This window comes from Streptomyces sp. NPDC126503 (assembly GCF_040302405.1).
GTDB classification, from domain to species: domain Bacteria; phylum Actinomycetota; class Actinomycetes; order Streptomycetales; family Streptomycetaceae; genus Streptomyces; species Streptomyces gulbargensis.
On record NZ_JBEORS010000028.1, the window covers coordinates 48,029 to 70,969 of the forward strand.

23 protein-coding genes are annotated in these 22,941 nt (G+C 73.1%); 5 read left to right on the forward strand and 18 right to left on the reverse strand.

Annotation, left to right across the window (positions count from 1 at the left end; genetic code table 11):
- Positions 1–149: 149 nt before the first annotated feature.
- The 3 genes from smc to ABTY40_RS27145 all read right to left on the reverse strand — a co-directional run bounded on the left by smc (position 150) and on the right by ABTY40_RS27145 (position 4,865).
- Complete coding sequence (gene smc, locus ABTY40_RS27135) at positions 150–3,716, reverse strand: chromosome segregation protein SMC (RefSeq protein ID WP_352061909.1); 3,567 nt, start codon at positions 3,714–3,716, stop codon at positions 150–152.
- A gap of 250 nt (positions 3,717–3,966) precedes the next feature.
- Entirely contained in the window at positions 3,967–4,185 is a 219-nt protein-coding gene (locus ABTY40_RS27140; protein ID WP_309054621.1) for a hypothetical protein, read from the reverse strand.
- Between the two features lie 398 nt (positions 4,186–4,583).
- Positions 4,584–4,865, reverse strand: a complete 282-nt coding sequence (locus ABTY40_RS27145) for an acylphosphatase (RefSeq protein ID WP_309054622.1) — start codon at positions 4,863–4,865, stop codon at positions 4,584–4,586.
- 201 nt (positions 4,866–5,066) lie between these two features.
- On the opposite strand from ABTY40_RS27145, the gene ABTY40_RS27150 reads away from it, so the two are divergent.
- Entirely contained in the window at positions 5,067–6,068 is a 1,002-nt protein-coding gene (locus ABTY40_RS27150) for a CAP domain-containing protein (protein ID WP_352061910.1), read from the forward strand.
- A gap of 78 nt (positions 6,069–6,146) precedes the next feature.
- Here ABTY40_RS27150 and ABTY40_RS27155 read toward each other — a convergent pair whose 3' ends face one another.
- The gene (locus ABTY40_RS27155; RefSeq protein ID WP_352061911.1) at positions 6,147–6,731 is read right to left on the reverse strand and encodes a flavodoxin family protein; all 585 of its coding nucleotides are present in this window, start codon (positions 6,729–6,731) and stop codon (positions 6,147–6,149) included.
- Between the two features lie 123 nt (positions 6,732–6,854).
- Between ABTY40_RS27155 and ABTY40_RS27160 the strand changes: the two genes are divergently transcribed.
- Entirely contained in the window at positions 6,855–7,280 is a 426-nt protein-coding gene (locus tag ABTY40_RS27160; RefSeq protein WP_352061912.1) for a winged helix-turn-helix transcriptional regulator, read from the forward strand.
- A gap of 76 nt (positions 7,281–7,356) precedes the next feature.
- Here ABTY40_RS27160 and mutM read toward each other — a convergent pair whose 3' ends face one another.
- From mutM to ABTY40_RS27205, 9 genes are all read right to left on the reverse strand, one after another.
- Complete coding sequence (gene mutM, locus ABTY40_RS27165) at positions 7,357–8,241, reverse strand: bifunctional DNA-formamidopyrimidine glycosylase/DNA-(apurinic or apyrimidinic site) lyase (RefSeq protein ID WP_352061913.1); 885 nt, start codon at positions 8,239–8,241, stop codon at positions 7,357–7,359.
- A 129-nt stretch (positions 8,242–8,370) separates the two neighbouring features.
- Positions 8,371–9,165, reverse strand: a complete 795-nt coding sequence (gene rnc, locus ABTY40_RS27170; protein WP_345287561.1) for a ribonuclease III — start codon at positions 9,163–9,165, stop codon at positions 8,371–8,373.
- Positions 9,166–9,184: 19 nt separating this feature from the next.
- The gene (gene rpmF, locus ABTY40_RS27175; protein ID WP_030496967.1) at positions 9,185–9,358 is read right to left on the reverse strand and encodes a 50S ribosomal protein L32; all 174 of its coding nucleotides are present in this window, start codon (positions 9,356–9,358) and stop codon (positions 9,185–9,187) included.
- A gap of 2 nt (positions 9,359–9,360) precedes the next feature.
- Positions 9,361–10,056 (reverse strand): YceD family protein, encoded by a 696-nt coding sequence (locus ABTY40_RS27180; RefSeq protein WP_345287564.1) that lies wholly within the window; start codon positions 10,054–10,056, stop codon positions 9,361–9,363.
- Positions 10,057–10,153: 97 nt separating this feature from the next.
- On the reverse strand, positions 10,154–11,221 hold the full coding sequence (locus ABTY40_RS27185) for a F0F1 ATP synthase subunit B (RefSeq protein WP_352061914.1): 1,068 nt from the start codon (positions 11,219–11,221) through the stop codon (positions 10,154–10,156).
- Positions 11,222–11,334: 113 nt separating this feature from the next.
- Positions 11,335–11,814, reverse strand: a complete 480-nt coding sequence (gene coaD, locus ABTY40_RS27190) for a pantetheine-phosphate adenylyltransferase (protein ID WP_352061933.1) — start codon at positions 11,812–11,814, stop codon at positions 11,335–11,337.
- Positions 11,815–11,840: 26 nt separating this feature from the next.
- The gene (rsmD, locus tag ABTY40_RS27195; protein WP_345287568.1) at positions 11,841–12,422 is read right to left on the reverse strand and encodes a 16S rRNA (guanine(966)-N(2))-methyltransferase RsmD; all 582 of its coding nucleotides are present in this window, start codon (positions 12,420–12,422) and stop codon (positions 11,841–11,843) included.
- 97 nt (positions 12,423–12,519) lie between these two features.
- The gene (recG, locus tag ABTY40_RS27200; protein ID WP_352061915.1) at positions 12,520–14,727 is read right to left on the reverse strand and encodes an ATP-dependent DNA helicase RecG; all 2,208 of its coding nucleotides are present in this window, start codon (positions 14,725–14,727) and stop codon (positions 12,520–12,522) included.
- Between the two features lie 40 nt (positions 14,728–14,767).
- Complete coding sequence (locus tag ABTY40_RS27205) at positions 14,768–16,387, reverse strand: DAK2 domain-containing protein (protein ID WP_352061916.1); 1,620 nt, start codon at positions 16,385–16,387, stop codon at positions 14,768–14,770.
- 238 nt (positions 16,388–16,625) lie between these two features.
- Here ABTY40_RS27205 and rpmB point away from each other — a divergent pair, with 238 nt between their 5' ends.
- Positions 16,626–16,811, forward strand: coding sequence for a 50S ribosomal protein L28 (gene rpmB / locus ABTY40_RS27210; protein ID WP_003957616.1), 186 nt, complete (start codon positions 16,626–16,628; stop codon positions 16,809–16,811).
- Positions 16,812–17,007: 196 nt separating this feature from the next.
- Here rpmB and thiD read toward each other — a convergent pair whose 3' ends face one another.
- Positions 17,008–17,808, reverse strand: a complete 801-nt coding sequence (gene thiD, locus ABTY40_RS27215) for a bifunctional hydroxymethylpyrimidine kinase/phosphomethylpyrimidine kinase (protein ID WP_352061917.1) — start codon at positions 17,806–17,808, stop codon at positions 17,008–17,010.
- Positions 17,805–18,767, reverse strand: a complete 963-nt coding sequence (locus ABTY40_RS27220; RefSeq protein ID WP_116158650.1) for a thiamine-phosphate kinase — start codon at positions 18,765–18,767, stop codon at positions 17,805–17,807. Before ABTY40_RS27220 ends, thiD begins: the two co-directional genes overlap by 4 nt.
- A gap of 233 nt (positions 18,768–19,000) precedes the next feature.
- On the opposite strand from ABTY40_RS27220, the gene ABTY40_RS27225 reads away from it, so the two are divergent.
- Positions 19,001–19,234, forward strand: a complete 234-nt coding sequence (locus ABTY40_RS27225; protein ID WP_017947604.1) for an Lrp/AsnC family transcriptional regulator — start codon at positions 19,001–19,003, stop codon at positions 19,232–19,234.
- Between the two features lie 23 nt (positions 19,235–19,257).
- A complete protein-coding gene (locus ABTY40_RS27230; protein WP_352061934.1) occupies positions 19,258–19,755 on the forward strand; it encodes a DUF3515 domain-containing protein in 498 nt (165 codons plus the stop codon).
- Positions 19,756–19,821: 66 nt separating this feature from the next.
- Here ABTY40_RS27230 and ABTY40_RS27235 read toward each other — a convergent pair whose 3' ends face one another.
- From ABTY40_RS27235 to ABTY40_RS27245, 3 genes are all read right to left on the reverse strand, one after another.
- Positions 19,822–20,961: a D-alanine--D-alanine ligase family protein gene (locus tag ABTY40_RS27235; protein ID WP_352061918.1), complete on the reverse strand. Its 1,140-nt coding sequence runs from the start codon at positions 20,959–20,961 to the stop codon at positions 19,822–19,824.
- Positions 20,962–21,076: 115 nt separating this feature from the next.
- Positions 21,077–22,078 (reverse strand): NAD(P)H-dependent glycerol-3-phosphate dehydrogenase, encoded by a 1,002-nt coding sequence (locus ABTY40_RS27240; RefSeq protein WP_309050097.1) that lies wholly within the window; start codon positions 22,076–22,078, stop codon positions 21,077–21,079.
- Positions 22,075–22,827 (reverse strand): lysophospholipid acyltransferase family protein, encoded by a 753-nt coding sequence (locus ABTY40_RS27245; RefSeq protein ID WP_352061919.1) that lies wholly within the window; start codon positions 22,825–22,827, stop codon positions 22,075–22,077. Before ABTY40_RS27245 ends, ABTY40_RS27240 begins: the two co-directional genes overlap by 4 nt.
- Between the last annotated feature and the right edge of the window lie 114 nt (positions 22,828–22,941).

The window sequence follows — 22,941 nt, forward strand, 5'->3', positions numbered from 1 at the left end:
CAACTTCACGCCGCCCACCACATGAAGGTAAAAGCAACGTTGCAGAGACTATGCCTTCAAGTGTCGAAGTCAAGAGGGGATGCCTCCCCTGTTTACCGAAAGACGAACGGGGTAGGCGTTCAAGTCTTGAATAGGCGCGGCCTGAGGACTCAGCGGAGGCGCTGGCTGATGACCTTGGAGACGCCGTCGCCCTGCATGGACACGCCGTAGAGCGCGTCCGCGATCTCCATCGTCCGCTTCTGGTGGGTGATCACGATGAGCTGCGAGGACTCCTGGAGCTCCCGCATGATCCCGATCAGTCGCTGGAGGTTGGTGTCGTCGAGCGCGGCCTCGACCTCGTCCATGACGTAGAACGGGCTGGGCCGGGCCTTGAAGATCGACACGAGGAGCGCCACGGCGGTCAGCGAGCGCTCGCCGCCGGAGAGCAGCGAGAGCCGCTTGACCTTCTTGCCCGGCGGGCGGGCCTCCACGTCGACGCCGGTGGCGAGCATGTTCTCCGGGTCGGTGAGGACCAGCCGGCCCTCGCCGCCGGGGAAGAGGCGCGCGAAGACCCCCTCGAACTCGCGGGCCGTGTCCCGGTACGCCTCGGTGAACACCTGCTCGACCCGCAGGTCGACCTCCTTCACGACCTGAAGCAGATCGGCGCGGGTCTTCTTCAGGTCCTCCAACTGCTCGGAGAGGAACTGGTGCCGGGCCTCCAGGGCGGCGAACTCCTCCAGGGCCAGCGGATTGACCTTGCCGAGCTGCTGGTAGGCGCGCTCGGCGGATTTCAGCCGCTTCTCCTGCTCCGAACGGTCGAACGGCCTCGGCCGGTTGCGCGGATGGCCGGGGTCCTCGGGCAGGGTCTCGCCGTCGGCGGGCGGGGACGGCGGGACGGGCTGGTCGGGGCCGTACTCGGCGGCCAGGTCCGTCGCCTCGACCCCGAAATCCTCCAGGGCCTTCGCCTCCAGCTGCTCGATCCGCAGGCGCTTCTCGGCCCCGAGGACCTCGCCCCGGTGGACGGAGTCGGTGAGCTTGTCGAGCGCGGCCTTCAGTTCGCGGCCCCGGGCGCGGGCGGTGGTGAGCTCCCGCTCGCGCTCGGCGCGTGCGGCGCGGGCCGCCTCGCGCTCCCGCTCCGCCCGGTCCAGCGAGGCCTCGGTGTGGGCGAGCAGGGTACGGGCTCCGGCGGCGACGGCGCCCGCGACGCGGGCCTCGTGGCGCAGCCGGGCCCGGCGCCGCTCGGCGCGGGCGCGGGTCTCCCGTTCGGCGCGGGCGGCGCGGTCGAGGGAGTCGGCGCGCCCGGCGAGGGCCTTCACCCGCTCCTCGTGGGTACGGACCTGGAGCCGGGCCTCCATCTCGGCCTGGCGGGCCTGGGAGCCGTCGGCGGCGAGCCGGTCGCGCTCGGAGGTGTCGGGCTCCTCCTCGACGGGGGTCTCCTCGGCGACGAGGAGCCGTTCGGCCAGTTCTTCGGCCTCGGCGGTGGCCCGGTCCAGGGATTCCTGGGCGCGGGCGACGGCGGCGGCGGTCCGCTCGGCCTCCCCGGCGGCGGCGCGGGCCTGCCCGGCGAGCCGGCCGAGGGCCTGGGCGACGGAGGACTTCTCCCGTTCGGCGGTACGGCGGCGGGTGTCGAGTTCCTCGACGAGCGTCGCGGCGGTCCGGCGGCGCTCCTCGGCCTCACGCGCGGCGGTCGCCGACTCCTCGCAGCGGGCGGTGAGTTCGGCGAGTTCGGCGGCGGCCTCGTCGACGGCGGCCCGCACTTCGAGGAGGCTGGGCGCGCCGGCGGAACCGCCCTGGGCGTAGTGGGCGCCGAGCAGGTCGCCCTCCGCGGTGACGGCGGTCATGTCGGGGTGGGTGCGGACGAGTTCGACGGCCTCGTCGAGGGAGTCCACGACGACGGTCCGGTCGAGCAGCCGCCGCAGGGCGCCGAGGAGGTCGTCGGGGCCGGTGACGAGCCGGTCGGCGGGGACGGCGTGGCCGGGGAGCGCGGGCGCGGCCGACTCGGCGGCGGGGGCGGGCCGTTCGGAGGGGGCGGCGAGGAGCAGGGTCGCCCGGCCGGCGTCCTGTTTGCGGAGCAGGCGGAGGGCCTCGGCGGCGGAGGCGGTGCCGTCGGCGGCGAGGGCGTCGGCGGCGGCACCGAGGGCGGCGGCGACCGGGATCTCGTAACCGGGGGTGACCGTGAGGAGTTCGGCGGCGGGGCCGAGGAGCCCGGAGAGACCGGCGGAGAGCAGGGCCTCCGTGCCGTCCTTGCGGCGCAGGCCGAGGGCGAGCGTGTCGTGGCGGGCCCGGGTGGCGGCGCGGCGGCGCTCCGCCTCTCCCGAGTCCTCCCGTGCGGCGCTCAGGGCGGCCTCGGCGTCGGCGAGTTCGCGGCGGGCCGCCTCGTACCGCTCGGTGTGCTCGGTGTCCTCGGCCTCCAGACCGTCGACCTCGGCGCGCAGCCGCTCGTACTCCTCCTGGGCGGTGACGGCCCGCTCGGCCGCCTCGTCGCGGGCGGCGGCGAGGCGGTCGATCTCGGCCTGGGCGGCGGCGGCGCGCGAGCGGGCGGCGCCGGCCTGGCCGTGGAGCCGGGCGAGTCCTTCGCGGCGGTCCGCGACGGCCCGGGTGACGTCCCTCAGGCGGCGCTCCTCGGCGGCGAGGTCCCCCTCCAGGCCGGCGCGGTGGGCGACGGCGTCCTCCAGGGCGCGTTCGGCGGCTTCCAGGGCGGCGGTCAGCTCGGCCTCCTGGGCGCGGACGCGGGCGGCCTCGCGCTCCAGGTCCTCGGGGTCGCGGCCACGCCGCTCGTCCTCGGGCGGGGCGGTGGCGCTGCGGACGCGGGCGTCGGCGAGGGAGACGGTGCCGCGGACCCGTTCGGCGAGCTGGGAGAGGGCGTACCAGGTCTGCTCGGCGCGTTCGAGGCGGGGCGCGAGGGCGCTGACCTCCGCCTCCAGGCCGGCCTCCCGGGCGAGGGCCTCGCGCAGCTCGGCGGCGGTGGCCTCCTTGCGGGCGAGGAGCGCGGCCTCGTCGGCGAGCTCGGCGCGCAGCGCCTCCCGGAGCCGTACCAGGTCGTCGGCGAGGAGCCGCAGGCGGGCGTCGCGCAGGTCGGCCTGGATGACGGCGGCTCGGCGTGCGACGGCGGCCTGCCGGCCGAGCGGCTTGAGCCGGCGGCGCAGTTCGTCGGTGAGGTCCTGGACGCGGGCGAGGTTGGCCTGCATCGCGTCCAGCTTCCGCAGCGCCTTCTCCTTGCGCTTGCGGTGCTTGAGGACGCCCGCGGCCTCCTCGATGAAGGCGCGGCGGCCCATCGGGTCGGCGTGCAGCACGGAGTCGAGCTGCCCCTGGCCGACGATCACGTGCATCTCGCGGCCGATGCCGGAGTCGGACAGCAGGTCCTGGATGTCGAGGAGCCGGCAGGTGTCGCCGTTGATCTGGTACTCGCTGCTGCCGCCCCGGAACATGATCCGGGTGATCGTGACCTCGGCGTAGTCGATGGGCAGGGCGCCGTCGGAGTTGTCGATGGTCAGGGAGACCTCGGCGCGGCCGAGCGGCGGGCGGCCGGTCGTGCCGGCGAAGATGACGTCCTCCATCTTGCCGCCGCGCAGCGACTTGGCGCCCTGCTCGCCCATGACCCAGGAGAGGGCGTCCACGACATTGGACTTGCCCGAGCCGTTGGGGCCCACGACACAGGTGATTCCGGGCTCGAACCGCAGGGTGGTCGCCGAGGCGAACGATTTGAATCCGCGGAGCGTCAGGGCCTTGAGGTGCACCCCCTTGACTCTACCGGGGCGCGGGCGTTTCACCCGTGAAGGCCGGGGGCAGATCCCCGGGGAGGAAGAGGGGGCGCGGAAGCCCCGGGGGAGGGAAGCCAGGAAAGCCGGAGGGCCCAAGAAAGAAGGGACGCCGAAGCGTCCCTTGCATATCCAGTTGTCGCACGCCCGGTGTTCGAGCTACCGGACGTACGGCCTCCGGCTGTGCCGGTGTGCGTTGTTTCCCACCTGGCCCCTCGGGGCTGGGTTGTCAGGTGAGCGCAGGCTCCGCCTGGGGTACGTCGAGGTCGATGCCGTCAAGCAGCGACTCGCCCTTGTGATGTGCGGCGGCAGCGGACAGCGCGTCGTTCTCGGACTGGATCCGTACCAGCTCGGACTCGAGGTCCTGAACACGCTGCTGAAGCCGTCGCATCTCGGCGAGGAGTCGCGGGTCGGAGCCGCCGACGTAACCGAGAAGCGCCTTTGCCATGATGGATGGTCCTCCACACTGAGTGACCGACCGATTGCGGTGTGGGTCGTGAGGGAATCGCACCCGCGGTGCTCGGCAGTGCGTGTCGTGCCGGTTCCGACTGCCCAACAGCTCAGGTGCGCGGGGCTTCCAGAGTCTCACCAAAATGTTTGACGGTCAACACGATCACGCCCCTGTGGGCGGGGCAACCGGGGGCCTCGGCCGCTCGTCGGGGCGGCGGAGCCTCACACGCGGTGCCTCGGGGCACGGGGATCATCCGTTCTTCCCGCAGCCTGGCACGAGTGGCGGCGCATTCGCAACCACCTGGTGGTTTTCCCTTCACGCCGCCGTCGGGCGGAGGCCGCCCGGCGGTCGTGCCGGCCGGGCGGCGAGGGGTGGGCGGAGGTCCGCGCCGGGTGTCAGCGGATGGCGAAGCCGTCGTAACCGCCGCGCGGCGTGTCCCAGATCTCAGTGACGCCGTCCACGCGGCCGGGTGTGTCGTCGGAGCGCAGCCAGTCGAGGAGACGGTGGCAATTCTCACGGGGCCCCTCGGCCACGACCTGGACCCGGCCGTCGTCGAGGTTGAGGGCGAAGCCCACGAGTCCGCCGATCTCCAGGGCGTTTGCCCTGGTGAACCAGCGGAAGCCCACTCCCTGTACCCGGCCGCGTACCCAGGCGGTCATCCGTACGTCGTCGTTCATGGCTGCACGCTAGCGGGCGGATCATGCGATGAGCACATCGCCCGGGCGCCTCATGGCGTACAGTCCCGACGAACGCGCCTCGCCCGTCCGGGTGCGGGCCGTTCGAGGGCCGGTCGCCGACGCGTCACCGGCGCGATACCGAGAGCAAACTCCGGCAAAGATCAGCAAAGATCCAGCGAAGACAGCAGGAAGGCAGAGCAGATGGGACGCCACCGTCGCTCCGGCGCCGCGCCCGCCGCAGAAGAGTACGCGGCCGACGCGGACGGCCGGCACCGGGGTACCCGCCGCAAGCGGCGGGGCGCCCCCGTCCGCACGGGACTGCTCGGTGTCTCCGCCGCCGTGGCGGCCGGCGCCATGGCCGTCGCCTCGGGTCTGCTGCCCGGCGGCGACACCTTCACCACGGGCGGCACCGCGACGAGCGAGCGGCAGGTGGAGTCCCGGCGGACGCCGGAGCTGACGACCCAGGGCGGCGCGGCGCGCACCTCGGCGGCCACGACGGACGGCACGGCCGGCGGCTCGGACTCCGGTACGGGCCCGGGCAGCGGCCGGGCCGCGTCGCCGTCGGCGGCTCCGTCCACGAAGGCGTCCCCGACGCCCACTCCCCCGCGTACGCCGTCCTCCACGCCCTCCGCCGCGCCGGCGCGGAAGCCCACCCCGGCCGTCACAGAGCGGAGCACTCCCCCGGCGCCCCCCAGGGCACCGAAGACGCCACGGGCACCCCGCACGCCGACCGCCGCGCCCACCACGCAGGACGCGCCGAAGCCGGCCGTCACCACCCCGGCGCCACTGAGGACCACCCCGTCCGCCCCCTCGACGGCGAACCGCGCGGCCGCCGCCGAGGCGGAGGTCGTACGGCTGGTGAACGTGGAGCGCGCCAAGGTGGGCTGCACCCCGGTCCGCCAGGACGCGGAGCTCGCCTCCCTCGCCGGCGCCTTCAGCGCCGACATGGCGGCCCGCGGCTTCTTCGACCACACGGACCCGGACGGCGACACCCCGTGGACCCGCGCGCAGCGGGCCGGCGTCTCGGGCATGGGCGGCGAGAACATCGCCCGCGGCCAGGTCGACGCGGCAGCCGTCATGGCCTCCTGGATGGCGAGCGACGGCCACCGCGCCAACATCCTGAACTGCGACTTCACCGCCCTGGGTGTCGGCGTCCACTTCGGCGACGGCGGCCCGTGGTGGACGCAGAACTTCGGGTACTGAGCCGGCACGTCACGCGCGGACGCCGAAGGGCCCCGTCACCGGTCGGTGGCGGGGCTCTTCCGTGTGTGCCGGGTCGGGTCAGGCCGCGGCCTTGCCCGCCAGGAAGACGCGGGCGGTCGTGGCGACACGGCGGCCGAGGTGCTCGGCCGTCGCGATGTCGGCCTTGTGGACGGCTTCCGGTCCGAGGTCGCTGGGGCTCTGGGCGCCGGCGCCGGAGAAGAAGCCGAGGCGGTTGAGGTCGTTCTCGGAGCCGACGCTGCTGTTCCAGCCGGGCTTCAGGCCCAGGTTGATCCAGGTCATGCCGTGCTGGGCGGCGAGGGTCTGGAAGAACTGGAGGGTGTGCAGCTTGTCGCCGCTCTTGGAGCCGGAGTTGGTGAAGCCGGCGGCGAGCTTGTCGAGCCAGGCGTCACCGAACCAGCGCTTCGAGGTGGCCTCGGCGAACTGGTGGAAGGCGCCGGAGGCGGTGCCCATGTAGGTGGGCGAGCCGAAGACGATCGCGTCGGAGGCGTCGAGCAGCTCCCACTCGGCGTCGGTGATCCCGTCGACCTTGATCAGGTGGACGGTCGCGCCCGCCTCGGCGGCGCCGTCACGGACGGCCTCGGCCAGGACGGCGGTGTGGCCGTAGCCGGAGTGGTAGGCGATGGAGACGACAGGGCTGGTCACAGGGGACTCCTCGGAAAGGGCTGCGCGGGGACGACCAGAAGTAGAGCACTAACTTTTAGAAAGCGCAAGCCTCCAGTTAGCGCCCAGTGAGCGCGCAGCGCTGTGCGGAGTACGGTGGAAGACATGACTGACGACCGTGCCTACGACGTGTTCGCACGCGCCTGCCCCTCGCGCGCCACGCTGGAGCACGTGACGGGCCGCTGGGGCAGCCTCACCCTCGGCGCCCTCCACCACGGGACCTTCCGCTTCAACGAGCTGCGGCGCCGCGTCGACGGGGTGAGCGAGAAGATGCTCTCCCAGACCCTGCACGCCCTGGAGCGCGACGGCCTGGTGCACCGCGAGGCCCAGCCCACCAATCCCCCGCGCGTCGACTACACCCTCACCCCGCTCGGCCGCGAGGTCGCCGAACGGCTGGTGGGCCTCATCGAGCTGGTGGAGGGCCGGATGCCCCAGGTCGTCACGGCGCGGGAACGGTACGACGCCGAGCGCGGGGCGAGCGGGACGGGAACCGGGGACCCGGCGCGCGCCGCGAGCACGGCCGGAGCGTAAGACTCCGCCCGGCCCCCGGAGACCGGCCCGAGCGGCCCCGGGCCCGAGCCGCGGACGTCGGGCGCACCCCCGCGCGTCAGCGCCCCGGGCCCAGCACCGTCACGCGCGCCGGGCGCGGGGGGCGCTGGCAGCGGGGGCAGAAGTAGCTGGACCGGTTCATCCACGGGCGGCGGCGCATCGGCGTACCGCAGCGGTGGCAGGGCTCGTTCTCGCGCCCGTACGCGTCGAGCGAGCGGTCGAAGTAGCCGGACTCGCCGTTGACGTTCACGTACAGGCTGTCGAAGCTGGTGCCGCCGGCCGCGAGCGCCGCGTTCATCACGTCCCGGACGTGTCCGAGGAGTTCCGCCGAGCGCGGCCGGGTCAGGGTGGCGGTGGGCCGGTCGTAGTGCAGCCGGGAGCGCCAGAGCGCCTCGTCGGCGTAGATGTTGCCGACGCCGCTGATGAGCGACTGGTCGAGCAGGGCCCGCTTGACCGTCGTACGGCGCAGGCGCAGCGCCCGGTGGAAGGCGGCGTCGTCGAAGGCCGGGTCCAGCGGGTCGCGGGCGATGTGGGCGATGACGTCCGGGAGCCCTTCCGGGGTCTGCTCGTGGAGCGAGAGCCCGCCGAAGGTGCGCTGGTCGACGAACCGGAGTTCGGTGCCGGCGGAGTCGCCGAAGCGGACCCGGACGCGCAGGTGCTTCTCGTCCGGGGCGTCCTCCGGCTGGACGAGGAGCTGCCCGCTCATGCCGAGGTGGCCGAGGACGGCGGTACCGGTGCCGGACAGCGGCAGCCACAGGTACTTGCCGCGCCGCCGCGCCCCCTCGACGCGCTGTCCGGTCAGCCGGGCCGCGAAGTCCGCGCCGCCCGCCACGTGACGGCGTACGGCCCGGGGGTGCAGCACCTCGACACCGGCCACGGTCCGGCCGGCGATCCAGCGCTCCAGACCACGGCGGACGACCTCGACCTCGGGCAGCTCGGGCACGGGACGGCTCTCCTCGGGACGCGCGGGGGACGGTCTTCACCCTACCGGGGCGGAAACGGGCGAGAACCCCGCCCCTGGGAGGGGCGGGGTTCTCGGGAAGCGGTGGCGGGGAGGACGGGGAGACGGCCGTCAGGCCGACGCCCGGTCCGCGGACGGAGAGGTGTCGGCGGCCTCTCCCGTACCCGCCTCGGCCGCGGCCTTCGCCGCCGCCGCACGCGCGTCCGCGTCCGCGCGGATCGCGCGCCAGGCGGACTCCGCCGCCTGCTGCTCCGCTTCCTTCTTGCTGCGGCCGGTGCCGGTGCCGTACGAGACACCACCGACGCGGGCGGCAGCAGTGAAGGTCTTCTCGTGGTCCGGACCCTCCTCGGAGACGAGGTACTCCGGCACACCGAGACCCTCGGCCGCGGTGAGCTCCTGGAGGCTGGTCTTCCAGTCCAGGCCGGCACCGAGGTTGGAGGACTTCTCGATCAGCGGGTCGAAGAGCCGGTGCACCAGCTCGGACGCCGCTTCGAGGCCCTGGTCGAGATAGACCGCGCCGATCACCGCTTCGAGGGTGTCGGCGAGGATGGACGCCTTGTCCCGGCCGCCCGTGCCTTCCTCGCCCCGGCCGAGCCGGATGAAGGAGCCGAGGTCGAGGCCGCGGCCCACGTCCGCCAGCGCACGCGAGTTGACCACCGCGGCCCGCAGTTTGGCCAGCTGGCCTTCCGGCAGGTCGGGGTGGGTGCGGTACAGCGTGTCCGTGACCACCAGGCCCAGCACGGAGTCCCCGAGGAACTCCAGACGCTCGTTGGTGGGCAGACCGCCGTTCTCGTACGCGTAGGAGCGGTGGGTCAGCGCACGCACCAGAAGGGCGGACTCGAGCTGATACCCGAGCCGCCCTTCCAGAAGCGTGTGGGACGAGGCGGTGCTGATGTTGTCAGACATCGTGCCTCTCACCAGCCACTCAGACCGAGAGGACCTGGCGCTTGTTGTAGGTGCCGCAGCTCGGGCACGCGATGTGCTGCTGCTTCGGCTCCTGGCAACGCTCACACGAAACCAGGGTGGGGACCGCAGCCTTCCACTGCGACCGGCGGTGGCGCGTGTTGCTGCGCGACATCTTCCGCTTCGGAACAGCCACGGCTACTTCTCCTGCTTCTCGTCGACACCGGATGCGGCATCGCTCATGTTGTCCTTCTCGTCGGTTCCCAGCGAACCGGCGAGTCCCTGCAGTGCCGCCCAACGGATGTCGACGGCGTCATGGTGGTGGTCCGGGTTCTCGTTCAGGTTGGTCCCGCACTCGGAACACAGACCCGCACAGTCCTCCCGGCACACCGGCTGCATCGGCAGTGCGAGCACCACCGCATCACGCAGCACGGGCTCGAGGTCGAACATGCCGTCCTCGAGGGGGATCATGCCCTCGTCGTCCTCGGCTTCGTCGTCCGCGACCGCCTTGGAGCGGCCCCGGTCGTCGGAGTCGGGGTACGAGAACATCTCCTGGAAGTCCGCGTCGAGCTCCAGCTCGACGGGCTCCAGACACCTTACGCACTCCCCCTCGGCGGATGCACGGGCGGTGCCTGTGACAAGCACCCCTTCCATGACCGACTCGAGACGGAGCTCGATCTCCACCGGTGCGCCCTCGGGCACTCCGATGACCCCCGCGACACCCAGGTCCCTGGGCGCGTCGATCGTGCGGGAGATCCGCTGGAGGGCACCAGGACGCCGTCCCAGCTCGTGTGTGTCGAACACGAGGGGATTGCGGTGGTCGAGGCGCGTACTCAGGGTTCTGCCTGCCTTCGGATCGTCGTGAGGGGCGCTGCCGCTGTACGCGGGCAGCATGGATCGCGGACATACACGCGACCGAACAGCCAGGATACTGGACACACCGCCCAGGGCCCAATCCGGGCCGCCCCGGGCCTCCGGGCTCCGGGGCTCCCTACTGGCCCTGACCCTGCTCGTACCGGCGCAGCTGCTCCAGATCGATCATGCTCGTGTCGAAGAAGCTGGTCTCGTCGAGCGCGGCGGCCTGTTGCTGCGGCTGGTGGTGCTGCGCGGCCTGCTGGGGCTGCTGGGGCTGCTGCTGGTACGCGTAGGGGTCCTGCTGCGGGTAGCCGTACGGGTCCGTCTGCTGCGGCTGCTGGTACCCGTAGGGGTCGGGCTGCTGCTGGTACGCGTACGGGTCCTGCTGCGGGTACCCGTACGGGTCGGCGGGGGCGTGCGGCGGCTGGGCGGCGGCCGCGACGGGAGCGGGGGCGGGGGGAGCGGCCGGGGCCGGGTCGGCGAGCTCCGCGAGGCCGGCCAGGTAGTCGGCGTCGCTGGTGTGGACCTGGCCGCCCAGTCCCTCCTGGGCGGCCATGTGCTCGCCGAGGGCGTCGGTGGCGATCCGGCCGTGCAGCTTCTGACGGCCGCGCCCGACCGCCTCCAGGGTCTTGCTGAGCACCGCCTCGAAGGCGCCGAGCTTGGCGTCCACGTACGCGTCGGCCCGGTGGATGAGGGTCTGGGGGTCGGCGCTGTACTCGGGGGCGTCCTCGTCGGCGTAGCCGTCCTGGTCCAGGCCCGGGCCGCGGCCGAGGAGCTTCTCGCGCCCGCGGTCGACGGCGCCGATGGTCTTGTTGAGGACGACCTCGAAGTTGGCGAGCTTGGAGTCGACGTACTCGTCGGCCTCGGCGCGGATCTCCTCGGCCTCGCGGCGGGCCTCGGCGAGGATCCGGTCGGCCTCCTCCTGGGACTCGCGGGCGACCTGGGTGTCGGAGACGATCGAGCCCCGCTCGGCGTGGGCGGCCTCGATGATCCGCTCGGCCTCCCTGCGGGCCTCCTCCACGAGCTGTTCCCGGCCGCCGATCAGCTCCCGCGCCTGGGCGAGGGAGCCGGGCAGGGCGTCCCGCACCTCTTCGAGCAGGGCGAGCAGCTCGGCCCGGTTGACCACGCACGACGCCGACATGGGCATGGAACGGGCGCTCTGTACGGTCGCGACGATCTCGTCGAGCTTCTTCTGCACGTCCACCGGGTGCTCGCCACTCTCTACAACAGCTGGATGGAGACGGACGGGACGACTGTAAGGGCAGTCGGCGCCCGTCCGTCACCTGGTGACGCAGCGTCAGGTGCGGTGGCTTCGCGTCACTTCCGCCGGAATCGCTCGGTGAGTCGGCCGAGGACGGCGGGCGGCACCAGGTGGGAGACGTCGCCGCCCCAGGCCGCGACCTCCTTGACCAGCGAGGAGGAGAGGAAGCTGTACGTCGGGTTGGTGGGGATGAACAGGGTCTCGACGCCCGAGAGGCCGTTGTTCATCTGGGCCATCTGGAGCTCGTAGTCGAAGTCGCTGACCGCCCGCAGCCCCTTGACGATGGCCGGGATGTCCCGCTGCTTGCAGAAGTCGACGAGCAGGCCGTGGAAGGACTCCACGCGGACGTTGCCGAAGTCCGCGGTGACCTCGCGGATCAGCTCTATCCGCTCCTCGACCTCGAAGAGGCCCTTCTTCGACTGGTTGATCATCACGGCCACGTGCACGACGTCGTACAGCTTGGAGGCACGGGCGATGATGTCGAGATGTCCGTTGGTGATGGGGTCGAATGACCCCGGACAGACGGCGCGGCGCAACGTGGGTCCCTCGCTCTCCGGTCCGGTCATCGTGCGTCTTCGCACGTAGAGGCGGCGCGACCGTACCAAAACGTTCCCTCGCCGTAGCGACGGGCCCGCAGTGGCGCGAAGCCGTCCGGCCAGCCGAACTCGCCGCCCCGGGTGCTGCGCTCCACGGTCACCAGGGCATCCTCGCTCAGCCAGCCCCCCGCGCGCAGTGTGAGGAGGATCTCGCGGAGATCGTCGTCGGCGACCGCGTACGGGGGGTCGAGGAAGACCAGGTCGTACGGCTCGGCGGGCGCGGGCCCGGTGACGACCTGCTCGGCCTTGCCGGTACGGAGCTCGGCGCCGGGCAGGCCCAGCGCGCGGATGTTCTCCCGCACCGTCCGGGCCGCGCGGGCGTCGGCCTCCACGAGGAGGGCGTGCGCGGCGCCCCGGGAGAGCGCTTCGAGACCGACGGCGCCGGACCCTGCGTACAGGTCGGCGACGCGTGCGCCCGCCAGGCCGTGGAACGCCTCCCAGGTGGAGAAGAGGCCTTCACGCGCCCGGTCGGAGGTGGGGCGGGTGCCGTTGCCGGGCGGCACGGCCAGTCGGCGTCCGCCGGCGGTGCCGGCGATCACGCGGGTCATCGGTGTCCTCGTCCTGCTCGTCCGGTGCGTACGCCCCAGCTTATGGCCGCCTCGGTCTTCGCCGCCTCATCCGGTGCCCTCGCCCCGCCGTCCCCCGTCACCCCTTCTCCAGGTACTCCTCGCGCTCCTCGTCCAGGAGCGCGTCGAGCGCGGTCCGCAGGCCCGGGTGGGCCTCGAGCTCCGGGTCGGCGAGGACGAGGGCGGTGGCCTCCTCGCGGGCGGCGGCGATGACCTCCTCGTCGTCGATGACGGCGAGCATGCGCAGGGAGGAGCGGGCGCCGGACTGGGCCTGGCCGAGGACGTCTCCCTCACGCCGCTGTTCGAGGTCGATACGGGAGAGTTCGAAGCCGTCCAGCGTGGCGGCGACGGCGCCGAGGCGCTGCCGGGCGGGACTCGCCTCGGGCATCTCGGTGACGAGGAGGCACAGGCCGGGCGCCGAGCCACGGCCGACCCGGCCGCGCAGCTGGTGCAGCTGGGAGACGCCGAAGCGGTCGGCGTCCATGATCACCATGACGGTGGCGTTGGGGACGTTGACGCCGACCTCGATGACGGTGGTGGCGACGAGGACGTCGAGCTCGCCTGCGGCGAAGCGGCGCATCACGTCGTCCTTGTCGTCGGGGTGCATGCGGCCGTGCAGGACGGCGACGCGGAGGCCCGCGAGGGGGCCGGTGCGCAGCTGCTCGGCGACGTCGAGGACGGCGAGCGGGGGCCGCTTCTCCGCCTCGTCCCCGTCGGACGCCCGGGGCTTCTTCCTCCCGGACCCCTGATCGGTCTCGGCGTCGTCGCCGATGCGGGGGCAGACCACGTACGCCTGGTGGCCGTTCCCGACCTCCTCGCGGACCCGTTCCCAGGCGCGGGTGAGGAAGTGCGGCTTGTCGGCGGCGGGGACGACATGGCTGGCGATCGGGGAGCGGCCCGCGGGCAGCTGGTCGAGGACGGAGGTCTCCAGGTCGCCGAAGACGGTCATGGCGACCGTGCGCGGGATGGGGGTGGCGGTCATGACGAGGAGGTGCGGGGGCTGCTTGCCCTTGCCGCGCAGCGCGTCGCGCTGTTCGACGCCGAAACGGTGCTGCTCGTCGACGACGACCAGGCCGAGGTCGTGGAACTGGACCTTGTCCTCGATGAGGGCGTGGGTGCCGATGACGATGCCGGCCTCGCCGGTGACCAGGTCGAGCAGGGCCTGGCGGCGGGCGGCGGCGCCCATGGAGCCGGTGAGGAGGACGACCTTGGTGGCGCGTTCGGCGCCGCCGAGCATGCCGCCCTCCGCGAGTTCGCCCATCATCTCGGTGACCGAGCGGTGGTGCTGCTGGGCGAGGACCTCGGTGGGGGCGAGCAGGGCGGCCTGTCCCCGGGCGTCGACCACGGCGAGCATGGCGCGCAGGGCCACCATCGTCTTGCCCGATCCGACCTCGCCCTGGAGGAGGCGGTGCATGGGGTGCTCGGTGGCGAGGTCGTCGAAGATCTCCTTCGAGACCTTCTCCTGGCCCTCGGTGAGGGTGAAGGGCAGCTTGGCGTCGAAGGCGGCGAGGATGCCGTCGGGGGCGGGGCGGCGGGCGACGGCGGGCAGCTGGGTGTCGGCGTGGCGGCGGCGTGCCAGGGCGACCTGGAGGACGAAGGCCTCGTCCCACTTGAGCCGGTCGCGGGCGGCGGCGACGTCGGCCTTGGTGCGGGGGCGGTGGATCTGCCGGAGGGCGTCGGGGAGCGTCAGGAGGCCGCGGCCCTCGCGGAGGGCGGGCGGGAGCGGGTCGACGGCGTCGGCGGCGCTCGGCAGGACGGCGTCGACGGCCTTGGAGATCTTCCAGGACTCCAGTTTGGTGGTGGCCGGGTAGATCGGGATGAGGGAGGCGGCCCAGCTGCCGGCGGCCTCGCCGCCGTCGCCGCGGAGCAGTTCGTAGGCGGGGTGGGCGAGCTGGAGGCGCCGGTTGAAGAGGGACACCTTGCCGGCGAACATCGCGCGGGTGCCGGGCAGGAGTTCCTTGTGCGGCTTGTGCACGCCCTTGCCGAAGAAGACCAGTTGCAGCCGGCCGCTGCCGTCCGTGATGGTCACTTCGAGGCGCTGGCCGCGCCCCTTGGCGCCGTTGAAGGTGAGCACGCGGGCGTCGGCGACCTGGGCGACCACGGTGACGTGCTCGTCCAGCGGCAGGTCGGAGAGGGTGGTCAGCTCCCCGCGCTCGGCGTACCGGCGGGGGTAGTGGTGGAGGAGGTCGCCGACCGTGTGCAGGCCGAGCGCCTCGGCCATGACCTTCGCGGTGGCGGGGCCGAGGGACTTCTTCAGGGGTTCGTCGAGCGCGGGCACGTGCTCCATTGCACACCACGGCACCGACAGGCGGGGCGGAGCGGCGCCGTCACTCGACGCCGATCAGCAGCGGCGGGGCGCCCGCGCCCGCGTGGTACGTGGTGGTGTCGACGGCCAGGTGGGCGCGGCGGACGTGGGCCTCCAGGGTGTCGGCGAGGCCCGGCGGGGTGTCGTCGGCGACGACGAGGGTGACGAGTTCACCGCCGGCCTGGAGCATCCGGTCCAGGACGGTGCGGGCGGTCTCGGTGAGGTCCTGCCCGATGACGGCGACGTCGCCCTCGATGAGGCCGAGGACGTCGCCGGCCTGGCAGACGCCGGCGGAGGTGAAGGAGCGGCGTTCGGCGACGGCGAGTTCGGCGTAGCGGGTGGCGCCGGCGGCCGCGGTCATGGCGACGACGTCCTCGTCGAAGCTGCGGCCGGGTTCGTGGACGGCGAGGGCGGCGATGCCCTGGACGGCGGCGCGGGTGGGGATGAGGGCGACGCGGATGCCTTCGGCGCGGGCGCGTTCGGCGGTGGCGACGGCGGCCTGCCGGAGTTCGGTGTCGTTGGGCAGCAGGACGATCTCGCGGGCGTGGGCCCGCCGGACCGCGTCGAGGAGCGCGTCGCCGGCGGGGGGCTCGCCGGGCCGGGCGAGGACGGTGGTGGCGCCCGCCTCGGCGCAGAGGCCGGCCAGGCCTTCGCCGGGGACGACGGCGACGACCGCGCGCCGGGCGGGTTCGGCGGCCGCGGCGGTGGCGGTGGCGGCGAAGTGGGTGATGCGGACGCGGTGGGGCCGGCCGGCCTCGATGCCGGCCTCGACGGCGGCGCCGGCGTCGTCGACGTGCACGTGGACGTTCCACAGGCCGTCGCCGCCGACGACGACGAGGGACTCCCCCAGGGCGTCGAGCCGGCCCCGCAGGAGGTCGACGGCCGCGTCGTCGGCCTCCAGGAGGTAGATGACCTCGTAGGCGGGGCCCTCCCCGTCGGGGCAGGTCTCGGCGGGGACGGGCAGGACGGGGGCGTACGGGGCGGTGGCGGTGGGCGGCGGGGCGTGCCCGGTGACGGTCTCGGCGAGGGCGCCGAGCACGGCGACGAGGCCCTTGCCCCCGGCGTCCACGACTCCGGCCCGGCGCAGCGCGTCCAGTTGGCCGGGAGTGGTCTCCAGGGCCGTCCTGGCCCGCTCGTAGGCGTTCCTGGCCACCTCCGCGAGGTCCCCGCCGCCCGCGCAGCCCTCGGCGGCGGAGGCGGCGACGGTGAGGATGGTGCCCTCGACGGGGTGGGCGACGGCCCGGCGGGCGGCGGTGGCGGCCTCCGCCAGGGCGCGGGCGAGGTGAGGTCCGTCACCTCCGAGGGCGAGGACGGCGGCCATGCCGCGCAGCAGCTGGGAGAGGATCGTGCCGGAGTTCCCGCGGGCCCCCAGGAGGGCGCCGTGGGCCATGGCCCGTACGGTCTCGGCGGTGTCGGGGGCGGTGCCGGCGGCGGCGCAGACGGCCTCGACGGCCTCGTGGGCGGCGGCGACGGTCAGGTAGAGATTGGTGCCCGTGTCCCCGTCGGCGACGGGGTAGACGTTGATCGCGTCGATCTCGGCGCGCTCCCGCCCGAGGGCGTCCAGGGCCCGCGCGCACCAGGTCCGGACCGCTTCGGCGTCGAGTTCGGTGAGCTCCTCGGAGGGCGGGACGGGGCGCGGCAACGGGGGCCTCCTTCGGGCGGTGGGAGCTCACCGCAGGGTAGACCCGGGGTGCCGGGCCCGTGACCGGGGCCCGGGGCGAGGCCCGCGCTCGACATGGTAGTTTCGTTCCACCGAAGCAGGCGTTGTATGCTGCTTCGGTTGCCCGGCACACGTCGGGCCGTTCCCCGGCAAGCCACTTCAGACTCCTGATTCCGGTGCGCCGGATTTCACTGTAAATCTGAAGTCTTTGGAGTGACCCGTGGCTGCCAACTGCGACGTCTGCGGCAAGGGGCCGGGCTTCGGCAACAACATTTCGCACTCGCACCGCCGTACGTCCCGTCGCTGGAACCCGAACATCCAGCGCGTGCGTGCCGTGGTCGGTCGGACGCCGAAGCGGCTCAACGTCTGCACCTCGTGCATCAAGGCCGGCAAGGTCTCGCGCTAATCGCGACGTTTCCGTGTCGTAGCGCAGCCCCTGCGGTTGCCTTGAAAGGCCGGTCCACCTCGGTGGACCGGCCTTTTGCCGTACCCGCTTCCGCCCCGGGCCGGCAGGAGTCCCGCTAGGGCCTGTCTTCCGGATCTTGCCGGGCTCGCGCCGTCTGGCGCCGCTCCCTGATCCGGCCTGAGCCGAAAGAAAGACCCTAGCCCCGGAAGCGCCAGCCGTGGTCGACCGGGCCGATGCCCGCGCCCAGGGCGAAGCCGGCGGCGATGGCCCCGGTGACGTACTCCTTGGCCCGCCGTACGGCCTCCGGCACGGCCAGACCCCGGGCGAGGCCCGCGGCGATCGCCGAGGCGAGGGTGCAGCCGGTGCCGTGGGTGTGCCGGTTGTCGTGGCGCGGGGCGCGGAGCCAGTGCTCCTCGGTGCCGTCGGTGAGCAGGTCCACGGCTTCGCGTCCGGTGGGCAGGTGCCCGCCCTTGATCAGGACCCAGGCCGGTCCGTACGACAGGACGGCCTCGGCGGCCGTCCTCATGTCGCTCTCGTACACGACGTGCACCCCCGTGAGCTGCGTCACCTCGTCCAGGTTGGGCGTGGCGACGGTCGCGGCCGGCAGCAGCTTCGCGCGTACGGACTCCAGGGCGGAGGCGGCCAGGAGCGGGTCGCCGTGCTTGGAGACGCCGACGGGGTCGACGACGACGGGCACCCCGGGGGTGCCGGCGAGCAGGCCGGCGACGGTCTCGACGAGCGGGGCGGTGGCGAGCATGCCGGTCTTCACGGCGTGGACGCCAATGTCGTCCACGACGGCCCGGTACTGGGCGCGTACGGCCTCCTCGGGAAGCTCCCAGACGCCTTGGACGCCCCGCGAGTTCTGCGCGGTGACGGCGGTGAGGACGCTCATGCCGTGGACGCCGAGGGCGAGCATGGTCTTGAGGTCGGCCTGGATGCCGGCGCCGCCGCCGGAGTCGGATCCGGCGACGGTCAGGACCAGCGGCGGGGCGGTCACTCGGTCTCCCCGAAATGGTCCCAGCCGCCCACGCTGTGCCAGGGGGCGCCGTCCACGGTGACCTGGGGCAGGGCGGAGGGGTGGAGGACCTCCCCGATGACCTTCCAGCGGGCGGGGAGCTTCACGTCGGGCGGGAAGGTGGCGACGATGGCGTGGTCCTCCCCTCCGGTCAGCACCCACTGCATGGGGTCGACGCCGACGGCCTGGCCGATGTCGTTCATCTGGGTGGGGATGTCGATGAGCCCGGAGCGCAGGTCGATGCGGACCTTGCTGGCCTCCGCGATGTGGCCGAGGTCGGCGATGAGGCCGTCGCTGACGTCGCACATGGCGGTGGCGCCGAGGCCGGCGGCGGCCGGGCCCGCGTGGTACGGCGGCTCGGGCCTGCGGTGGGCCTCGACGAAGGCGCGCGGGGAGCGGAAGCCCCGGGAGAGGACCGCGTAGCCGGCGGCGGACCAGCCGAGCCAGCCGGTGTAGGCGACGACGTCGCCGGGCTGCGCGCCGCCGCGGGTGACCGGGTCGTGGTTGCGGAGGTCGCCGAGGGCGGTGATGGAGACCATGATCGTGTCGCCGCGGACGACGTCGCCGCCGACGACCGCCGCGCCCGCGACCTGACATTCGTCGCGCAGGCCGTCCATGAGTTCGGTGGGCCAGGTGACGGGCAGCTCGGCGGGGACGACGAGGCCGAGGAGGAGCGCGGTGGGGACCGCGCCCATGGCGGCGATGTCGGCGAGGTTCTGCGCGGCGGCCTTGCGGCCGACGTCGTACGCCGTCGACCAGTCACGCCGGAAGTGACGTCCTTCGAGCAGGATGTCCGTGCTGGCCACCACGCGCCGGTCGGGGGCGGAGACGACCGCGGCGTCGTCGCCGGGCCCGATCCGTACCGCCGGGGTGGAGGTGAGCCGGGACGTGAGCTCCCTGATGAGCCCGAACTCGCCCAGCTCTCCGACTGTGCCCTTCACCGCGTCTCACCTCGTGTCGTCGTGCCGGCCGGCGGGCGGCGGAGCGTCGTCGCGCACCGCGGGTCGCGGGCCGTCACCGTGCTGGGTACCGTCAAGTAGACCGTCAACTTCTGTCCTGTGTACGCCACAACCCGGACGCTTTGGATCACGTGGGTCTCCCCGCGGCCCGCGGCGACGCGATAACGTGGCGTCTCTTTCTCCCACACGATCCTCGTGGTCGCCCTGGAGGTTCCGTGGTACAGGCGTACATCCTTATTCAGACCGAGGTGGGCAAGGCGTCGACCGTCGCCGACACCATCTCCAAGATCCCGGGGGTGATCCAGGCCGAGGACGTGACCGGACCGTACGACGTCATCGTGCGCGCGCAGGCCGACACGGTGGACGAGCTGGGGCGCATGGTCGTCGCCAAGGTCCAGCAAGTGGACGGCATCACACGCACGCTCACCTGCCCGGTCGTTCATCTGTAGCCCCCGTCTACGCTTGGCCGGTGATGTCTTCCCACCGGCCCTTCGGCCTGCCCTCCGCCCTGTCGGCCGCCGCCCTGCTGCTGACCGTCGCCGGGTGCGTCCCGTGGGACGCCGGGGCGTCCGTGGCGGTCCCCAGCCCGCCGGCGGCGGAGGCTGCCCTCTGCCAGGCACTGGCGAAGGAGCTGCCCGACACCGTGGCGGGGCTGGAGCGGACCGATCCCGATCCCGGCTCCGAGCTGACCGCCGGGTGGGGTGACGGTGCGATCGTACTGCGCTGCGGGGTCCCCCGGCCCGAAAAGATGAGCGATCCGAAGGCGCAGGGCGTCTCCGCGAACGGCGTCAACTGGATGCTGGAACGTCCGGAGGGCGGTGGGACCCGGTTCACCTCCGTGTACCGCAGGACGTACGTGGAGGTGAGCCTGGACGAGCGGTTCGCGCACGACGCGGGGCCGCTCGCGGCGCTCGCGGAGCCGGTGTCGGCGACGATCCCGTGCGCGCTCGAGTCCGAGGCGTGCTCCTGACGCCGCCCGGACGTGCCCCGGGAGCCGGCCCCGCGTGCGCGGCGGCCGGCTCCCGGGGGCGGAGGGTCAGCGCAGGCCCGTGGAGCGGGTCAGTGCGGCCTGGATCAGCCGGTCGACCAGCTCGGGGTAGCTCACGCCGGACTCCTGCCACATGCGCGGGTACATGGAGATCGGCGTGAAGCCGGGCATCGTGTTGATCTCGTTGATGACGAAGTCGCCGTCCTCGGTGAGGAAGAAGTCGGCGCGGACCAGGCCCTCGCAGGAGACGGCCTCGTAGGCGGCGACGGCGAGGCGCTGGACCTCGGCGGTGGCCTCCTCGCCGATGGGGGCGGGCACGATCCCGGAGGCCGAGTCGATGTACTTGGCCTCGAAGTCGTAGAAGTCGTGGTCCGTGACGGCCGGGATCTCGGCCGGGACGCTGGCGCGCGGGCCGTCCTCGAACTCCAGGACGCCGCACTCGATCTCGCGGCCCCTCACGAGCGCCTCGACCAGGATCTTCGGGTCGTGCCGGCGAGCCTCCTCGATGGCCTCGTCCAGACCGGAGAGGTCGTCCACCTTGGTGATGCCCACGGAGGAGCCGCCGCGGGCCGGCTTCACGAACAGCGGCCAGCCGTGGTCGGCGGCGAACTCGACGATCTTCTTGCGGGCGGCGGCCGGGTTCTGGTCCCACTCGCGGGGGCGGACCACCTCGTACGGGCCGACGGGCAGGCCGTACGAGACGAAGATCCGCTTCATGTACTCCTTGTCCTGGCCGACGGCGGAGGCGAGGACGCCGGCGCCGACGTAGGGGATGCCGGAGAGCTCCAGGAGGCCCTGGAGGGTGCCGTCCTCGCCGTACGGGCCGTGGAGCACGGGGAAGACCACGTCGACCTCGCCGAGGGCCTTGGGGACGGCGCCGGGCTCGGCCAGGACGACCTCGCGGTGGGCGGGGTCGACGGGGAGGACGACGCCGCCCTCGCCGGACTCGGCCAGGTCGGCGACGTTCGGCAGGGCACGGTCGGCGATGGCCATCCGCTCCGGCGCGTCGGCGGTGAGCGCCCAGCGCCCGTCCGTCGTGATGCCGATGGGCAGCACGTCGTACTTGTCCCGGTCGATGGCGCTCAGGACGGCGCCGGCCGTGACGACGGAGATGGCGTGCTCGGAGCTGCGGCCGCCGAAGACGACGGCCACGCGCGGCTTGCGGGGGCTCTGGGTGTTCTCGCTCATATCGCGACGAGGGTACCTTGCGGTTCCCGAACTCCTGAGCGCCCCGCTCCGCCTCCGCGCGTCCGGCCCAGCGACGGCGGCCCGTTCGGCCGTCCGGGCCGCCGGGCCGTACCGCTCAGCGGCGTTCGGGCTTGGCGGACCGCGACATGAGCTCCTTGAGGGCGACGATCGGCGGCTTGCCCTCGTGGACGATGGAGACGACGGTCTCGGTGATCGGCATGTCGACGCCGTGGCGGCGGGCCAGATCGAGCACCGACTCGCAGGACTTGACGCCCTCGGCGGTCTGCTTGGTGGCCGCGATGGTCTCCTGGAGGGTCATGCCCCGGCCGAGGTTGGTGCCGAAGGTGTGGTTCCGGGAGAGCGGCGAGGAACAGGTGGCGACGAGGTCGCCGAGGCCCGCGAGACCGGAGAAGGTGAGCGGGTCGGCGCCCATGGCGAGGCCGAGGCGGGTGGTCTCGGCGAGGCCGCGGGTGATGAGCGTGGCCTTGGAGTTGTCGCCCAGGCCCATGCCGTCGGCGATGCCGACCGCGAGTCCGATGACGTTCTTGACCGCCCCGCCGAGTTCGCAGCCGACGACGTCGGTGTTGGTGTACGGGCGGAAGTACGGGGTCATGCAGGCGGCCTGGAGCCGCTGGGCGACGCTCTCGTCGGCGCAGGCGGCGACGGCGGCCGCGGGCTGCCGGGCGGCGATCTCCTTGGCCAGGTTGGGTCCGGTGAGGACCGCCACCCGGTCGGCGGGCACGTCCGCGACCTCCTGGATCACCTCGCTCATCCGCTTGGCGGTGCCGAGTTCGACGCCCTTCATGAGGGAGACGAGGACGGTGCCGGGGGCGAGCGAGGGCGCCCAGGCGGCGAGGTTGCCCCGGAGGGTCTGGGAGGGGACGACCAGGACGGTGAAGTCGGCGCCCGCGGCGGCCTCGGCCGGGTCGGCGGTGGCCGTGATGCCCTTGGGGAGTTCGACGCCCGGCAGGTAGTCGGGGTTGACGCCGGTGCGGTTGATCGTGTCCGCGAGCTCCGCGCGCCGGCCCCAGAGGCTCACCTCGCAGCCCGCGTCGGCGAGGACCATCGCGAAGGCGGTCCCCCAGGATCCGTTGCCGAAGACGGCTGCCCTGGTCACTTGGCGCCTCCCTCGGCGGCCTTGCGCCGCTGCTCCAGACGGGCCTTGCGGTGGTCGTACGGTTCGGCGGGCGCCTTCTCGCCGCGGATCTCCTCCAGCAGCGCGGTGATGGCCGCCATGATGACCTCGGTGGCCTCACGCAGCACCTCGGGCGTGGGCTCCAGGTCGTAGAAGCGGGAGAGGTCGACCGGCGGGCCGGCCTGCACCGTCAGCGTCTTGCGGGGGAAGAGGCTGAACTTGTTCTCCTTGGCGTACGGCGGCATCGCGAGGTTGGCGCCCCACTGGGCCACCGGGATGACGGGCGCCTTGGTGAGCAGCGCGACGCGGGCGGCACCGGTCTTGCCGGCCATCGGCCACATGGCGGGGTCGCGGGTGAGCGTCCCCTCGGGGTAGAAGGCGACGCACTCGCCGCGTTCGATGGCGTCGACGGCGGCCCGGAAGGCGTCGAGGGCGTTGGTGGTCTCGCGGTAGACGGGGATCTGTCCGGTGCCGCGGAGCATCGTGCCGACGAAGGAGCCCTTGAAGAGGGCGGCCTTGGCGAGGAAGCGGGGGACGCGCCCGGTGTTGTACTGGTAGTGCGCGTACGACAGCGGGTCCAGGTAGGAGTTGTGGTTGACCGCGGTGATGAATCCGCCGTCGGCCGGAATGTGCTCCATGCCGCGCCAGTCCCGCTTGAACAGAACCACCAGGGGGGGTTTGGCGATGACCGCCGCGAGGCGGTACCAGAAGCCGATTCTGCGGCGGGGCACGCGGACACCTTTCTCCGGGTCTTGCTGGCAGGGGGTCAAGTGTCGCCCCATGCTCCTGCTCTGTCGAGGACACGGTACGCCCCGGGCCCCCGGCCGGACCGGGCGGGCGGGACA

Excerpts from the sequence above, each read along its gene's own strand:
- ABTY40_RS27140 (WP_309054621.1), bottom strand. The coding sequence starts at position 4,185 with ATGGCAAAGGCGCTTCTCGGTTACGTCGGCGGCTCCGACCCGCGACTC.
- ABTY40_RS27145 (WP_309054622.1), bottom strand. The coding sequence starts at position 4,865 with ATGAACGACGACGTACGGATGACCGCCTGGGTACGCGGCCGGGTACAG.
- ABTY40_RS27150 (WP_352061910.1), top strand. The coding sequence starts at position 5,067 with ATGGGACGCCACCGTCGCTCCGGCGCCGCGCCCGCCGCAGAAGAGTAC.
- ABTY40_RS27160 (WP_352061912.1), top strand. The coding sequence starts at position 6,855 with ATGACTGACGACCGTGCCTACGACGTGTTCGCACGCGCCTGCCCCTCG.
- rnc (WP_345287561.1), bottom strand. The coding sequence starts at position 9,165 with ATGTCTGACAACATCAGCACCGCCTCGTCCCACACGCTTCTGGAAGGG.
- ABTY40_RS27180 (WP_345287564.1), bottom strand. The coding sequence starts at position 10,056 with ATGCTGCCCGCGTACAGCGGCAGCGCCCCTCACGACGATCCGAAGGCA.
- rsmD (WP_345287568.1), bottom strand. The coding sequence starts at position 12,422 with ATGACCCGCGTGATCGCCGGCACCGCCGGCGGACGCCGACTGGCCGTG.
- recG (WP_352061915.1), bottom strand. The coding sequence starts at position 14,727 with ATGGAGCACGTGCCCGCGCTCGACGAACCCCTGAAGAAGTCCCTCGGC.
- ABTY40_RS27230 (WP_352061934.1), top strand. The coding sequence starts at position 19,258 with ATGTCTTCCCACCGGCCCTTCGGCCTGCCCTCCGCCCTGTCGGCCGCC.
- ABTY40_RS27235 (WP_352061918.1), bottom strand. The coding sequence starts at position 20,961 with ATGAGCGAGAACACCCAGAGCCCCCGCAAGCCGCGCGTGGCCGTCGTC.